Source organism: Streptomyces sp. WM6378 (genome assembly GCF_001279695.1).
In the GTDB taxonomy this organism is placed as follows: domain Bacteria; phylum Actinomycetota; class Actinomycetes; order Streptomycetales; family Streptomycetaceae; genus Streptomyces.
On sequence record NZ_LGDD01000350.1, the window covers coordinates 63033 to 78562 of the forward strand.

Annotated in this window: 7 protein-coding genes; 2 read left to right on the forward strand and 5 right to left on the reverse strand. The window is 67.2% G+C overall.

Going from position 1 to position 15530, the window contains the following annotated elements; genetic code table 11:
• Positions 1-34: 34 nt before the first annotated feature.
• From ADK54_RS40930 to ADK54_RS40950, 5 genes are all read right to left on the reverse strand, one after another.
• Positions 35-1210, reverse strand: a complete 1176-nt coding sequence (locus ADK54_RS40930; RefSeq protein ID WP_053730945.1) for an FAD-dependent monooxygenase — start codon at positions 1208-1210, stop codon at positions 35-37.
• On the reverse strand, positions 1207-8445 hold the full coding sequence (locus tag ADK54_RS40935; protein ID WP_053730946.1) for an amino acid adenylation domain-containing protein: 7239 nt from the start codon (positions 8443-8445) through the stop codon (positions 1207-1209). The genes ADK54_RS40930 and ADK54_RS40935 overlap by 4 nt, the downstream gene beginning before the upstream one ends.
• A gap of 54 nt (positions 8446-8499) precedes the next feature.
• Positions 8500-9600, reverse strand: coding sequence for an SIS domain-containing protein (locus ADK54_RS40940; protein ID WP_053730947.1), 1101 nt, complete (start codon positions 9598-9600; stop codon positions 8500-8502).
• Between the two features lie 70 nt (positions 9601-9670).
• The gene (locus ADK54_RS40945; protein ID WP_234392418.1) at positions 9671-10612 is read right to left on the reverse strand and encodes an SDR family NAD(P)-dependent oxidoreductase; all 942 of its coding nucleotides are present in this window, start codon (positions 10610-10612) and stop codon (positions 9671-9673) included.
• Between the two features lie 45 nt (positions 10613-10657).
• Positions 10658-11725, reverse strand: a complete 1068-nt coding sequence (locus ADK54_RS40950; RefSeq protein WP_159048045.1) for a methyltransferase — start codon at positions 11723-11725, stop codon at positions 10658-10660.
• A 643-nt stretch (positions 11726-12368) separates the two neighbouring features.
• Here ADK54_RS40950 and ADK54_RS40955 point away from each other — a divergent pair.
• Both ADK54_RS40955 and ADK54_RS40960 read left to right on the forward strand, forming a co-directional pair.
• Positions 12369-13085, forward strand: coding sequence for a hypothetical protein (locus tag ADK54_RS40955; protein ID WP_053730950.1), 717 nt, complete (start codon positions 12369-12371; stop codon positions 13083-13085).
• Positions 13086-13092: 7 nt separating this feature from the next.
• On the forward strand, positions 13093-15399 hold the full coding sequence (locus ADK54_RS40960) for an Rv1355c family protein (RefSeq protein WP_053730951.1): 2307 nt from the start codon (positions 13093-13095) through the stop codon (positions 15397-15399).
• The last annotated feature ends 131 nt before the right edge of the window (positions 15400-15530 follow it).

Sequence of the window (15530 nt, forward strand, 5' to 3'; positions counted from 1 at the left end):
CCGCGGGTCGGCCATCAGCCGTCATGGGGTGTGGTCAGCCCAGTGGGGGCCAGGTGAGGACCGCTTCGTTCTGGCTGGTGAGCTTGGACAGCGGTACGAACCGAAAGTAGAGGTCGCGGGTCAGGGCGGGAAAGAGGCCCTGCAGCTGCTCGGTCTCGCTCAACGCACGGGCCGCGGCGACCAGTCCCTCCGTCCGCGGCCTGCGCTCGTCCTCGTAGCCGCGCAGCGCCGCGACCGGGTCCGCTGTCGCGCGCAGGTGCTGGGCGAGGACGACGGCGTCCTCGATGGCCAGCGCCGCCCCTTGGCCCAGACTCACGAGCATCGGGTGCGCCGCGTCGCCGAGCAGGGTCGTGCGCCCGGTGCCCCACCGCTGGAGGAACGGGCGGTCCTGGGCGGTGATGCGGACGATCGATTCCTCGGGGGTGGTGCGGATCGCCTCCCGCACTTCGTCGGCCCAGCCCGCGAAGAGGCCCACGAGCCCTTCCTTGCCGCGCCGCAGGTGTCCGGAGGCGCCCGGAGGCACGTTCTTCGTCGCCCACCAGTAGGCGCGGCCACGGCCGATGTCGGCGAGGCCGAAACGCTGTCCACGCCCCCAGTAGTGCGCTGCGTAGCCCTTGCTCATCCGCGGGTGCGTGAAGGGCACCGTGGCCAGCCAGCACGCGTAGTTGCCGGGCCGCGGTTCGTCGGCGCCCGCCACCTGCCTGCGAATCGCCGAGTTGAAGCCGTCCGCCCCGATCAGGAAGTCGCCCGAGGCGGTCCTGCCGTCCTCGAAGGTGACTTCGACCCCGTCCTCGCCGCTGACGAACCCGGCTGCCGTGGCACCGAATTCGATGACGCTCTCGTCCCCGAGCGCGTCCAGCAGCGTCTGCTGGAGGTCGGCCCGGTGTACGGCGTAGTTCGAGGCCCCCAGCCGGTCCGAGACCTCACTAAACGGAAGGGCCCTGATCGGACGGCCGCGCCGGGTGAGGAACTTGAGCTCGTCGAAGACCTCGCCACGCTTGTCGAGCCCCGGAGCGATGTCGATGTCGAGGGTGCGCAGCGCCAGAACGGCGTTGCACATCAACGACACCGCCGTGGTGCCCGGGCGCAGTTCGGGAGCCCGCTCGAAGACCTGCACCTCGACGCCTGCGCGGCGCAGTGTGGCGGCGGCTGCGAGGCCGCCGATGCCCGCTCCGACGACAAGGGCCTTGCGCGGGGGGTGCTGCGTCATTTCCCACTCCTCTTCGACGGCCGCCTCCGGCCCGGTTGGCCGGCCGTCATCGCCTCAGCCACCTTCTCGGCGACGACGTTCACGTGCGGTTCCTCCAGGAGCACCAGGTGGTCACCGGGGACGTCGACCACCTGGAGCCGTCCCGTGGTCAGGTCGCCCCAGCCGTTGGTGGGGTCCGTGTGCAGGCTCTGCGCGGCCCCGTGCATCGGCTGGAGGATCTCCGGCAGTTCCGAGGTCGCACGGAGCAGCACCACGTCCCCGTCGACCGGTTCGGGCTGGTAGGTGAGGATCGCCTGCCAGTGCGCCCTGAACATCTCGAACAGGCGACGCACGGTGGCGCGTGAGCTGCCCGCCGGCAGGACGCCCGCCTGTGTGGCGTGTTCGACGATGAAGTCGAACTTCGCCTCCTCCTCCAGGCCGTCCGGCAGAGAGACCACCGGTGCGGTGCCGCCGCGCTCCATCCACAGCAGCTCCCAGAAGAACCATTCCAGCAGCGAGTGGTCGGCGACGTCGGGCCGCTCCCCCTGCTTGACGGCGATCGGGTCGATCAGCACGGTGCCGTGCAGGGCGTCCGGGTCGCTGCGCCGCAGCTGTCGCGCCATCTCGAAGGCGATGAAGCCGCCGAAGGACCACCCTCCGATCATGTAGGGCCCTTCGGGGCACACGCGCCGCACGGCTTCCAGGTAGCCCGCCGCCATCTCGGGGATCGAGCTGAGGGGCTCGGTGCCCGCCACGGTCCCCGACGCCTGGAGCGCGTAGACCGGCTGGTCCTGCGGCAGGTGACGGGCGAGGCGTACGTAGCACAGCACATGGCCGCCCAGCGGGTGGACCAGGAACAGCGGCGGCTTGTCGCCCACGGTGCGGATCGGCACGACCGGGTCGAACCGGGCCGCGGAGCCGCTGCCCCGCAGGTGCTGTGCCAGACCGGCGACGGTCGGGGCGGCGACGAACGCAGAGAGCGGGACGTTGACGCCGTAGCGCTTCTCGATCGTCATCACCAGCCGCATCGCGGTCAGTGAGGTGCCTCCGATGTCGAAGAAGTTGTCCCGCACGCCCACCGTCGGCAGTTCCAGCAGTTCCGCCAGGACGCCCACCAGTGCCTTCTCGTGCTCGTCGGCGGGCGGGGTGGCGTCCGACGACGGCGTGGCCAGCGGCATGCGGCGCAGCAGCGCGTCGTCCCGCTTGCCGCTGGGCGTCAGGGGCAGGCTCGCCAGCCACTCCAGGTGCGAGGGCATCATGTAGTCCGGCAGCACCGCGCGCAGTCGGCTGCGCACCTCGTCCAGGTCCACGACGTCGGCGTCGCCGACGAGGAACGCCGCGAGGAACGCGTCGCCGCTCTCCCGGCGCCGGGACACCACCGCCGCCTCGCGGATACCGGACGCGGCCTCCTCCTCGGCGAGCTTGGCGATCGCGAGTTCCACCTCGGCCAGCTCGACCCGGAAGCCGCGCACCTTCACCTGGGAGTCGACGCGGCCGAGCCAGACGAGGTTGCCGTCGGGCATGACCCTGGCCAGGTCGCCCGTGCGGTACAGACGGGCGCCCGGCTCACCGGACGGGTCCGGTACGAACCGCTGCTCGGTCAGGTCGGGGCGGTTGCGGTAGCCGTGGGCCAGGCACACCCCTCCGACGTAGATCTCGCCCTTCGCGCCCGGCGGCACCGGTCGCATCAGGCCGTCGAGCAGGTGCAGCTCGATGCCGTCCACGGGCACGCCGACGGGCGGCAGGTCGGGGAAGAGGGCCGGGTCACCGGTCATCGTGTGATGGGTCAGCAGGTGGGTCTCGGTGGGTCCGTACTGATTCTCCAGGACCGTGTCCGGCCGCGCCGCACAGAACTGGCGGATCTCGTCGGTGATCCTCAGCTGCTCTCCGGAGGAGATGACCACCCGCAGGGCAGCGGGGCGGATGCCCAGCGCCTGGGACGTCTCTGCGAGCTGCTGGAGCGCGACGTAGGGCATGAAGACCCGCTCCACCTCCTCGCGGTCCAGAAGCCGCAGCAGGGCGGGCATGTCCTTTCGCTCGTCCTCGGCGAGCAGCTGCAGGGTGCCGCCGCCGCACAGCGTGGAGTAGATCTCCTGGAACGCCACGTCGAAGCTGAGCGGTGCGAACTGGAGGGTCTTGCCTCCGGCCGCTCCGCTGGCCGAGGGGATCTGCCACTCCATGTAGTTGGCGAGCACGCGGTGCGGGAGTTCGACTCCCTTGGGTTCGCCGCTGGATCCGGAGGTGAAGAGCAGGTAGGCGACGGCCTCGCCGGTGATGTCCGGCAGTTCCGGCTCGCCCCCTGGTGCCGGCTCAGCGGCGAGCAGGTCGGCGACGTACAACAGCCGGGAGGACTCCTCAAAGAGGTGCGCGTGTGCCTCGTGCGTGAGGATTCGTACCGGATCGGCCTGCGCGACCATCGTCGCGAGCCGGGCCGACGGATAGCTGACGTCGAGCGGGACGCAGGTGGCGCCTGCCTTCCCGACGCCCAGGACGGTGGCCAGTGTCTCGGGAGAGCGGTCCATGGCGATGCCGACGGTCGATCCGGGCCGTACTCCGGCGCCGATCAGGCCGTGGGCGATTCGAATCGCCGCCTCGTCGAGCTGTGCGTATGTCCACTGCCGTGTTCCGCAGGAGACGGCGATCGCGTCCGGGGTGGCTGCGACGTGCTCGCCGATGCGCCGTACGACGTTCTTGGGAGGCTCGCCGGCGGTACCGGGCTCGGCGCCGCTCCGCAGTACCGCCTCGGTCGGCGGGACGCACAGGAAGGCGAAGTCGGCGGATTCGGCGGGGCGTTCGGTCATCCGTCGGAGGATGGCCAGGTACGTCCGGCCGATGCTCTCCACCTGTGCCGCGGAGAAGGTGCGCCCGTCGCAGTCCATGCGCAGCCAGAGGCGTTCGTCCACCGGGTCGATGACCGCGTTGACGAGGATCTTGAAGTTCGTCTCCTCCCACGTCCTGAAGTCGGTCAGCTCCATGTCGGTGCCCTCGAAGAACGAGCTGAGGACGTGCGGGTTGACGTAGTTGAAGGCCGACTCGAAGATGACGTCGCCACCGCGGTCCTCCTGGATCGCGCTGAGCGGGTAGTGCCGGTGGGGATGGCTGTCCTGCTCCTGCTGGTAGACCTCGCGCGCCGAGTCGATCCAGCTGCGCGGCTGGGTGTCGAGGCGCAGCGGCAGCGTCTCGAGGAAGAGCCCGGTGATCCTCTCGGCGTCGGCCTCCTCCGGCCGCCCGCCGGTGACGAGACCGGTGGTGATGTCCTGCGTGTCGGAGAACAGCCGCAGGGTCAGGCAATGGGCAGCGAGCAGCAGGGATTTGACGGGCAGGCCGTGGGCGCGTGCCAGGTGGCGCAGCTCCGCGCCGAGGCCGTCCGGCAGTTCCGCCTGGTGGTGGATGACACCCTCACCGCCTGCGGGCTCGTAGGGCCTCAGTCCGTCGATCTGGACCAGTTCGGCGCCGATGAGCAGCCGTTGCCAGTACCGCTTGGTCTCGTCGGAGGCGAGGGCCCGCCGTTCCTCGCGTACGTAGAGGGCGGGAGAGGGCAGTTGTCCGGACGGGACGGCCACGACAGGACGGCCGGAGTGGTGGAGGAAGTCCTGGAGCAGTTCGCGAACGAGGGTGGCCACGCTCCAGCCGTCCAGGATCGCGTGGTGGAAGCTGAACACCAGCTCCACGGCGTCGTTCAGGACGTGCGCGCGGAAGAGGTAGAGCGGCGGTCGGTCCAACCGGTACTCGTGGTACCTCCGTTCCTCGATGTGCCGGGCGATCTCGGCCTGCGCCTCCTGGTCACCGAGGTTCCGCAGATCTGCGATCTCCAGCCCGCCGACGGCCTCCCGGTGAACGAGTTGCAGGGGTTCGGAGAATCCGCCGAGGTCGAACGCGGAGCGCATCACAGGGTGGCGTCGGACCAGGTTGTCGAAGGCACTGCGCAGCGCCTCTTCGTTCCAGGCCGTTTTGAGGGAGTAGCGGAAGACGTCGTGGTACACGGCCGTCCTCTCGTGCTCCCGGCTGTGGTAGAGCAGGCCGAGGTGCAGCCGGGTCGCCGGGTAGGCGTCCGCCAGGCCGGCCAGTCGTGCGCGGTCGACTCCGGACACCAGCGCGAACGGCTCAAGTGGCGTTTCCCGCACGTCCGGTGATGAGGTGGTGGCGAGCGCGGCGAGCGCCGCCACGGTGGGGTTGCGGACCATGTCGGCCAGCGTGAAATGGACGCCCGCGCGGCGTGCCTCGGCCTGGATGCGGAGCATCAGGATCGAGTCGCCGCCCAGGGAGTAGTAGTCCTGGTCGACGCCGATCTCGTCGGTTTCCAGCACCACCGACCAGGCCGCCGCGATCTTCGCCTGGATCTCGTTGGCTGGTGCTGCGGCCTTGGCGTCCACTTCGGCGGCGGGGGCGGGCAGTCTTCCGCGGTCGGCCTTGCCGTTCGCCGTGAGGGGTATCGAGTCAATCCGCACGAAGAATGCGGGGACCATGAACTCCGGCAGGACGTCGAGGAGTTGGGACCGAAGATCGGTGGCCTGCATTTCGTCGTCCGCCACGTAGTAGCCCACCAGGTGGACGCCTCGGGCGGGCGTGGTCCGGTCCACCACGATCGCGTCCCTGACGCCGGGCAGGGCCGCCAGACGGTTGCGGACCTCGCCGAGTTCCACCCGGTTTCCGCGGATCTTGACCTGGTCGTCGAGCCTGCCCAGGTATTCGAGGGTGCCGTCCGCGAGCCATCGCGCGCGGTCCCCGGTACGGTACATCCGCTCGCCCGGGGTGAACGGGTCGTCGACGAACGCCGCGGTGTCCAGCTCGGGCCGGCCCAGGTAGCCGCGTGCCACACAGACGCCCGAGATGAACAACTCGCCCGGAGCGCCTGCGGGTTGAAGGTCCCCGTGCGCCCCGACCACGTAGAGCCGGATGTTGTCGATCGGCCGTCCGATGGGTATGCGCCGTAGTTCTTCGGCCGGGTCCGACGGGCAGTCGTAGTACGTGACGTCGACCGTGCCCTCGGTCGGGCCGTAGAGGTTGACGAGCTGTGGTGCCGTGGTGCCGGCCGCCGCGAAGACCTGGTGGAACCGGTTCACGTGGGCGGGCGTCAGCGCCTCACCACTGCAGAAGACCAGGCGCAGGGAGGCGATCTTGTCGAGCAGCGCCGGGGTCTCTTCGAGCAGATCGAGGAAGGGACCGAGCATCGAGGGCACGAAGTGGGCCACGCTCACCCGGTGCGCCTGCATCGTCGTGAGGATGGCGCCGGGATCGCGTTCGCCCCGGGGCGGGAGGAGTGCGAGTCCGGCACCGGTGATCGACCACCAGAACAGCTCCCACACCGAGACGTCGAAGGTCGCCGGTGTCTTCTGGAGCAGAACGTCGCCGGAGCCGACCGGATAGCCGCGCTGCATCCACTCCAGCCGGTTCACCACGGAACGGTGTTCGACCTGCACGCCCTTGGGCCGTCCTGTGGACCCCGAGGTGTAGATGACGTATGCGAGATCGTGCGGGCCGCCGGCGGGCACGAGCGGAGCGGGTTCCGTGCCCGGGGCGGCTTCCACACGGCGCACGGGTACGGTGTCGCCCACCACGTCCTCGGACACGGTGGTGCCCAGCAGCACGGACTTGGCCCCGCTGTCGGTCAGCAGGAACCTGACCCGCTCCACGGGATGGCTCGGGTCGACCGGTACGTACGCGGCGCCCGCCTTGAGCGCCCCCAGCACCGCAACGACCAGCTGCGGGCCGCGCTCGACCGCCACGGCCACTCGGTCGCCGGTGGCCACACCGTCGCCGCGCAGCTGGTGAGCAATGTGATTCGCCCAGGCGTCCAACTGGGCGAAGGTGAGCGAATCGGCGGGATTCTCCGCCATGACGGCCACCGCGTCGGGCGTCCTGGCCGCCTGCTTCTCGAAGAGTGCGTGGACCGTGGAGTCCCGCGTGTAGTCGGTCACCGGACCGCTGCCCACTGCGACCAGGGCGGCGCGCGCCGCGTCGTCGACCATGGATATCTCCGACAGCGGACGGTCCGGCCGGTCGAGAGCGCCCTTGAGGATCGCCTCCAGGTGGGTGGCCACCGACTCGATGGGGAAGTCCGCGTCGAAGACGTCGACGGCGTAGTCCATGTCGACCAGGACGTCACTGACGTCGTCCAACTCGTTCACGACGACCGCCAGTACGTCATCGTCGTGGGCACGAGCCTGCACGACGGTTTCATACGCCACGCCCTGTACACCGACCGGGCTCGGCCAGCGCAGGTAGGCGATGGTGGTGTCGAACAGCCGCTTGCGGCCACTGTCCTGGAGTGGAACCGCACGCAACAGGTCACCCAGTGAGAATCGCTCGTGGGGTTTGAGTGCTCGTGTGGCAGCCTGCACTTCTGCTACCAGTTCGCTCATCGCGAGGTCGTTGCGCGGTTTCACCCGCAGCGGCAACGTGTTGGCGAAGTGCCCGACGGTCTGCTTCTGTGTGTCGGTGGGCCGGTTCAGCAGCGGTACGCCCAGAACGACCTCGTCGCTGCCGTGGATCCGGGAGAGGTAGACGGAGAAGGCACTCGCGACGAATGCGAAGACCGAATGCCCGCGTTCACGTATGCGGTCGATGAGAGAGCGCTCGATCAGGAAGCTGTGGCGGGCGCTCCCGCGGGACCCGGCCGGTGCGGTGCGGCGGAAGAAGGCCGGTGCGACGCCCTTCAACTGCTCCTGGAAGAATTCGCGGTCCTCCTCGTGGCCGGCCGAATCCCGGTAGCGACGCTCGTCCTCGGCGAAGTCCAGGTAGGACGGCACGGGCCGGTCGTCGAACTTCCCGGTCCGCCGCACCTGGTCGTACTCGGCGCGTACCTGGGACATGAACAGGTGAAGGCCCCAGGCGTCCGCAACGATGTGATGCACCTTGACGTAGGCGTGGACGGTGCCCTCGCTCTCTTTGAGCACCGCGATCGTGAACAACGGACGGCGTTCCACCTCGAACGCGACGTCGAACGCATCCTTGATCCACGCCTCACAGGCCGCACGCGGCTCGGCAGCTCCGGACAGGTCGATCGTCGGAATGTCGAACGTCTCGTGCTCGGCCCACTGGCGCGGAGTCCCGTCCTCGGGGTCGATCCGGAGCCGGAACGCATCATTGCGGTCGACCGCACGGCGTAGGCACTCCTTGAGCAGATCGACGTCAACCTCGCCGGTGAACCGGTTGGCGATGAAACAGTTGAACTGCGGGAGGTCGGGGAAGAGAGAATTCGCCGCCCAGATGTCCTGCTGATAGGCCGTGAGAGTGCTGCGCCCCCGGAAATTCACGATCGCTCCATTTTCCTCGGCTGTTGCTTTCGATCCCTGGGCTGCGCGAATGCGTCAGCCGGCGTTCTCCGCGTCAATCGTGGTGCCGTGGTACCAGGGGTTTCCTGCTGCCTCTGAAATGAGATTCCGTGATGCCGTCTCCCGCGCCTTTCCGAGGTCCAAGGTCAGATACTGGACGAATTCCAGAGCGGTGAAGTACTGGCGCATGAAGGTTGGTTGGTCGAGCTCGATCTCGGTCACCGTGACGTTCGCGTTCTGCGGTATCGGCGCGGCCAGCAGCGACACCAGGTTCTTGCGCTTGGCGCGGGTATAGTCGTCCTCCTCCGGGTCGGAGAAGATGAGGATGCTGTGACGACGCACGGGGTCCGAAAGCGTGGCCACCTCGCTGTGGCAGAACTCGTGGAAAAAGTTCCGCGTCGCGGGCACCATGGCGATTTCGTTGAAGTGCATTTTGGCGAGCTTCAACAGGCTCTCGTGCCACTTGGGCGAGCCGAGCATGATGATGTTGGAGTTCTCGCTCCGGACAGCGGCATCGGCCGCCAACTCACGCAGAGAGGGCGTGAAGTCGGTCTCCAAGGTCTGGGCCAGGGCGCGGACTTCCGGACCGTGGTCCTTGTCCAGGAGCCCGAGCTTCAGGAACATGTCGACCAGAATCGAGAAGTACTGGCCGACGTGGAACAGCGGGTACTCACGGTCCGGCTTGCTCAGGGTCCAGCGCGCGATGGACACACCGTGCTCCTCCCCCAGCTCGCCGAGTCGGCCGCCCGAGGTGAGCAGCAGAACCCGGTCGTGCATCGGGCTCAGCGCGTGGAAGGCCCGGACCGGCTCGTTGGAGTGGCCGCTGTACGAACTCAGGATGATGAGCGTCCGGTCGTCCTCGATCACTGAGCGCGGGATCAGGTACTCGAAGTCGTAGTCGTTGAAGACATGTACTTCGAGGTCGCTCCTGATCGAGTTGAAGAAGACCTTGATCACGTCCGACACGATGGCCGAGCAGCCCATGCCGCTGAAGACGATGCGGTTGAAATGACCGCTCCATATCTTCTTCGCGAGATCTTCCGAGATCCCGGAGATGTCGTACTCGTCCGACTTCGTGAAACCGGAGCGGTACTCCTGCTCCAGGAATTCCTGATAGCGTTCAAGGCGCGATCGCATGAGCTTCTCTTTCTCTATGGTTTCTCATGTCAGCGATTGATTCACGATCTTCAGTCGGCGGCCGAGGCCTCTACCACATGAACTGGCCACCGTCCACGATGAGCTTCTGGCCCGTTACATAGGTGGCCCCTGCGCTCACGAGAAATTCCAGAGCGTCCGCCATCTCATCGGTGGAGCCGATCCTCCGCTGCGGAATTTCATCCAGGAGCGAGTTCATGTGCTCCGGCTCGGCGAGGCGGAATCGAGTCCGCATCTCCTCCGTATCGATCATTCCTGGAATGAGGCAATTCACCCGGATACTGGGGGCCAGCTCCATGGCCAGGCACTTGGTCAGGTGGAGCAGCCCCGCTTTGCTCGAACAGTAGTTGGCACCGTTCAGCCGGGGGCGGATCGCCGTGGTCGCACCGATGTTGACGATGGAACCGCCGCCGGCCTCCAACATGTGCGGAGCAAACGCCCGGGTCATGTAGAAGGGCCCCGAAAGATTTGTGTCCAGCACCCGGCGCCAGTCCATGTCGGAGATCTCAAGCACCGGCCGGTCTATGTTCAGTCCAGCATTGTTGACCAGCACTTGGGGAGTTCCGTGACCGGTACGCACCAGGTCGGCCAGCCGCGCCACTTCATCGGGATCCGACACATCGGACTGGATGACCGAGAGACCCTTCTTCATCTCCTGCGCAGCCCGGTTGGCCGAATCTTCGTCACTGCGAAAAGTTGCGACCACTCGATATCCCATCCGAGTGAGCCTGCGGCTGAATTCGAGCCCGATTCCCTTGGTTCCACCGGTAACTACAGCCAGTTTGTCAGGCGATTTCATTCGAGCTCCGCATAGTGGGTTGTTCATTCTTTCCCCTGCCGTGGCGACAGCACGGCGGCCGGCGAGGTGTACCCCGCCGAACCGACCGCCGACCGCCAGGGCGCTGCCGCGGCTCGCGCCGGTGGGACCGTGGCAGGACGAATGGATGGCGCCGGGCAGGGGCCGGCGGCGAATCCGCCGCACGGCCTGACGCATGCCCCTACCGAACAACGCGACAACTGCCCTCAGTTGTGGGACAGCTCAGCCGACCTCGGGCTTACGGGCGCGCAGGATGACGTCGAACCGCCCGGGATATTGCCGGTCCATCGGCTCGAACCCCGCTTCGGTGTACCACTGCTCGAATTCCTGCGGCGTGTAGATGCGGCCCTCGGGCGACGCAATCGTGTGCACGTACGCCGACATGAACGCGGCGTGGGCGGGACCGGTCTCGTCGTCGTCCTGGGCGCAAGCGACGATCACCAGGTGTCCTCCCGGCTTCAGCGCCCGGTAGGTCTTCGCGAAAAGGTCGCGAACCTGCTCCGGCGACCAGATCTCAAGGAATCGAGAGAATACGACGCAGTCGTGGGAAGTGGGGAACTCTTCCTGCCAGATGTCGGCTCCGACTGCGTGAACACGGTCGGCAAGACCCGCCTTGGCGATCTGCTCTTCCGCCATCTTCGCCACGTTGGGGAGTTCGAGGATGGTCGCCTGGAGGTGCGGCCAGCGCTGGGCGAAGGCGATGGCATTTGTTCCAGTGCCGCCGCCGACGTCCAGTACATGCTGGTAGGAGGAGAAGTCCACGGAGTTGACGAAGTCCTCGACCACCGAGCGGCTCTGATGTTCCATCATGGCGGTGAATATCTTTTCGAGGTTCTTGTCCTCGCCAAGCAGTTCGTAGAGTGTGGTCGCCGACGAGCCGGCGAGCAGCTCGCGGTCCAGCCCCAAGTTGTCGTTCTCCACCAGCGATTCGTAGAGCCAGCCCATCGGGCGATACAACATCTCGTGGGTGTAGCGGATGATGACCGGCATGAATTCGTCCGGATCGCCCGCGAGGATATCGGTCGCGGCAGTGTTGTGGTACCCACCGTCTTCCTTGCGCACGAGCTCGAATGTGCTGCACCCCAGCAGCAGCACGTGACCCGCGCGTTCTTCCAATTCCAGTGCCCGGGTTATCTCTTCGAGAGTACTGCCGGGCCGCTCCTTGAGCAGAGCAAACAACTTCAGGCGCAGTGCGGCATGCAGGAATGGGAACCGAAAGCTGGTATAAACCAGCTTCCACAGCTCGTCCAGGGCGGTCGCTGACGGTTTGGTCATGATGATCTCCTTCACGGTGCTACGAGCCTCGGGCGTGCACCCTCGGCCGTGTCGTGTCGTGGCGAAATCCAACAACGTCCGGTTTAACCGATTGGCGGCATTGAGACAGACAGCGGAAGCAAGATCCCCGCAGCGCGAACCACCCCCGTCCCGGGGACGCGACACCAGGTGGGCGGGGGTAGATTGCCGCCTTCACCTGCATCGTCGAAAATTTCCTCCCCGTTGACGCGTCCTGCCCGAATGACGAATCCGTCCAGGTCGCGATGCACCACGAGGCAACACCAAACCCGAGAACCGCACAAGACCATTTACGTCCCACCGCCTCTCGTTGGTGGCGTGAATCGATCGCTTCCACCTCTGCACCCCTTCATTTTTGGCCGAAGGAGTCCAAATCCTGGCCCCGGCCCGAGCGATCAAGGGGCTGAAAATTGCCCCTTGGATAGAACGGCAGGTAGCTGGATCATCTTTCCAAATCGGACAGGGCGCCGGAACCGCGGCGATTAGAGTCGAGGACCCGTTCCGGAATATGGCTGCGAGACGCGCAAGCGTCGAAGACGACCAAAAAGTATTTGGTCGGCCATGGGGCGTCCTGTACTTTTTGATGCCGTCCGCAGCCACATCCATGATCCGGATACGACCCAACCCACGAGGATCCTTGATGTACCTCCGGCTACTCGACGCACAGTTCAACGATCCCGCCTACGACGCCTATCTCGAAGCCCAGCAGCGCGCATACTCCGCGACCGGCTACGAGACGGTGACGAAGTACGGAAGCACGGACCCGCGCACTACTCGCGACCCATTGAGTTACCTAGCTGTTTTCGACGAGACGGCAGGCGACGAGGGCGGGAGGCTCGTCGGCGGTATCCGCATCCACCGGAAAATAGCGGGCCAGCTGCCGTCCGAGATCCACCTCGCGAGCCAAGATTTCAACGATGCCTTGGCGGACGAAGTCGCCGCCGGCGAGTCGGTGGCAGAGATCTGCGGCACCTGGGCGGAAAACGACTGGAGGGGCCGCAACCTCTCGTCCCTGCTGTCCTTCGCCTCCGTCGTGGCGGCTCAGCGACTGGGGGCAACCGTGATCTGTGGCAGCGGCCCCACTAAACGAATCAAGGGATACGAACGGGGCGGTCTCCGTTTCCGGCATGACCGCCCCCTGCACGACCGCCCCTTTCCGGGCATCACGGCGTACTACTTCATCAACCGGGCCGAGGCCATCCGCCATCGCGAGGAGCGATTCACCAATGCGGCGGTGCTGCTGGACCGCGCCCTGGACGAAGCGCCCCTCATCCCCACCGACGTGGCCCGCGCCGTCGCCGAGGAACTCGGCCTCGGGCACTCCACCTCCTCGGCATCCGTAGGCAACGCACGTTAGGAGATCAATGAACCTGGAAGCGCGTCTCGGCACCCTCACCCAGACCGCCGGCAACATTGCTCCATGGCGACCGAGGCTGTACGCACCGGTCGAGCCCGAGCAACGTTCTGCCCTGACAGAGCTCCTCGAAAGCGGTGCCGTCGATTCCGTCCACGACACGTGCGCCGATCAGCTGGCAGAGCTCCTCTCCGCTCGGCGCCCCGACTGGCGTCCGGACGCCGACGAGTTGGCCTCTGCCGTCACTGACCACCTCGGCGGCAGGCCCCCGGCGGAGTACGGCACATGGGCGTGGTACGCCTGGTCGCGGCAGCTCGTCCACGTCCTACCGCCGGCCGAGCACCGCGAGCTCCGTCAGTCCCGCAACCGCTACAAGATCACCGCGGAGGAGCAGAACCTCCTGTCGCGGAAGACCGTGGCCGTGGTCGGCCTCTCCGTGGGCGCCGCAAGTGCGGTCACCCTCGCTCAAGAGGGTGTGGGCGACCGTTTCCGGCTCGCCGACTTCGACCTCCTCTCCCTCTCCAACCTCAACCGGCTCCGCGCCTCGGTCGCCGATGTCGGCCTGCCCAAAGTCGTCATCGCTGCACGGCAGATGTACGAGATCGACCCCTACCTCGACATCACTGTCTGGCCGGAGGGGCTGACCGAGGAGAACACCGACGCCTTCCTCGCGGGCGGTGGCCGCACCGACCTCCTCGTCGAGGAGTGCGACGACATGTACCTCAAGGTCCACGTCCGTGAACGCGCCCGCGCGCTCGGCATCCCCGTCCTCATGGAGACCAACGAGCGCGGCATGCTCGATGTGGAGCGGTTCGACCTCGAACCGGAACGTCCCCTCCTGCACGGCCTTCTGCAGGGAGTGGCGGCCGCCGGAGTCAAGGCGATGTCGACCCGCGAAAAGCTCCCGCACCTCCTCCGCATCCTCGGTCAGGACGAGCCCTCCGAGCGTCTGGTCTCGTCCCTCGTCGAGACAGGCAAAACCATCTCCTCATGGCCACAGCTCGCCTCGGGAGTCAGCCTGGGTGCCGCGCTGGTGACAGATACCGCTCGCCGCCTCCTGCTCGGTCAATTCACCGCCTCGGGACGGTACTTCGTCGATCCCGGCACGCTGATCCGCGAGGGCGCGGAGACCCCCTTGGCACCAGCGGAGCCCGCGTCCGAGCCCACTGCGGAGGTGGCCTCCCCTCCCCTCCTCCTGCCGCCGCCCGGCAACGCCGGCGCCACCCTGGGTGAAGAAGGCACCCGCCGCCTGGTCGCCCACGGCATCCAGGCGCCGTCCGGCGGCAACAGCCAGCCCTGGCAGTTCATAGCCCATGACGAGGCGTTGGACTGCCGCATCGACGCCGCACAGCCGCAGACCTTGCTCGACTTCGAAGGCTGCGCCACCCATCTGGCCATCGGCGCGGCGGTGGAGAACATTCACCTCGCGGCCGAGGCCTCGGGCTGGGCCTGCCATGCGCAGTACTTCCCCACCGCGGCCGACCCCGGCCTGGTCTGCCGACTCACCTTCTCCAGCGCTGCTGACGTCCCGCGCCCCGCACTGTTCGACTGGATCGAGCACCGCACCACCAACCGCAGTCCCGGCCCGGTTCGCCCACTCGTCAAGTCGCACGCCGCAGCGCTGACGGACTGCGCCGCCGAGAGCGGCGCCCGACTCCACCTCGTCACCGAACGCGATCAGTTGGACGAGATGGGCCGGGTCCTGGGGGCGGGCGACCGGCTGCGCATGCTTTCCCCGCAACTGCATCGGGAAATGATGAACGAGCTGCGCTGGGACCCCGAAGAGACACGGCGCACGCGGGACGGCATCGACGTCGCCACGCTGGGGCTGGACGACGTCGACCTGGCAGGCGTCCGTCTGGCACGACGATGGGCCGGTCTGGCTTTCGTCCGCCGGATCGGCGGCGGCAAAGCCTTCGAGGAGAGTGCCGGAAAGGCCCTTGCCGCCTCGTCGGCCGTCGGCTGCCTCACCATCCCGGGCAAGGGCTCTCACGCCTTCGTCAACGGCGGCCGCGCCCTGCAACGGCTCTGGCTCACCGCCACCTCCCTCGGCTTGGGATTCCAGCCCCACACCTCCCTGCTCTACCTGTTCGCCCGCGTGGAAGGTGGCAGCGAGACGGGACTCGACGCCACCGAGACCGACGTTCTGCGCACTCTGCGCACCAGGTTCACCGCCGTCATCCCCAGCAAGCCGGACGAGGCCGAACTCATGCTCTTTCGGCTCTCCTACGCGTCGCCGCCAGCGACCCGCTCACTGCGCCGCACCGTCGACTCGGTGCTTCAATTCGGAGGCCCGCCTTCGCGGAGCGGGGCCTGACGTGGCTCCGGCACGGCCTCGGAACGCTGTTGGTGATCTTCAGGTGGCCATGTTTCGGCGGCGCCGAATGCCGAGAGCGTCCACAACAACGCGTGAGCCATAAGGAGGTTCGCCCTTGTTGACCCGGCCGC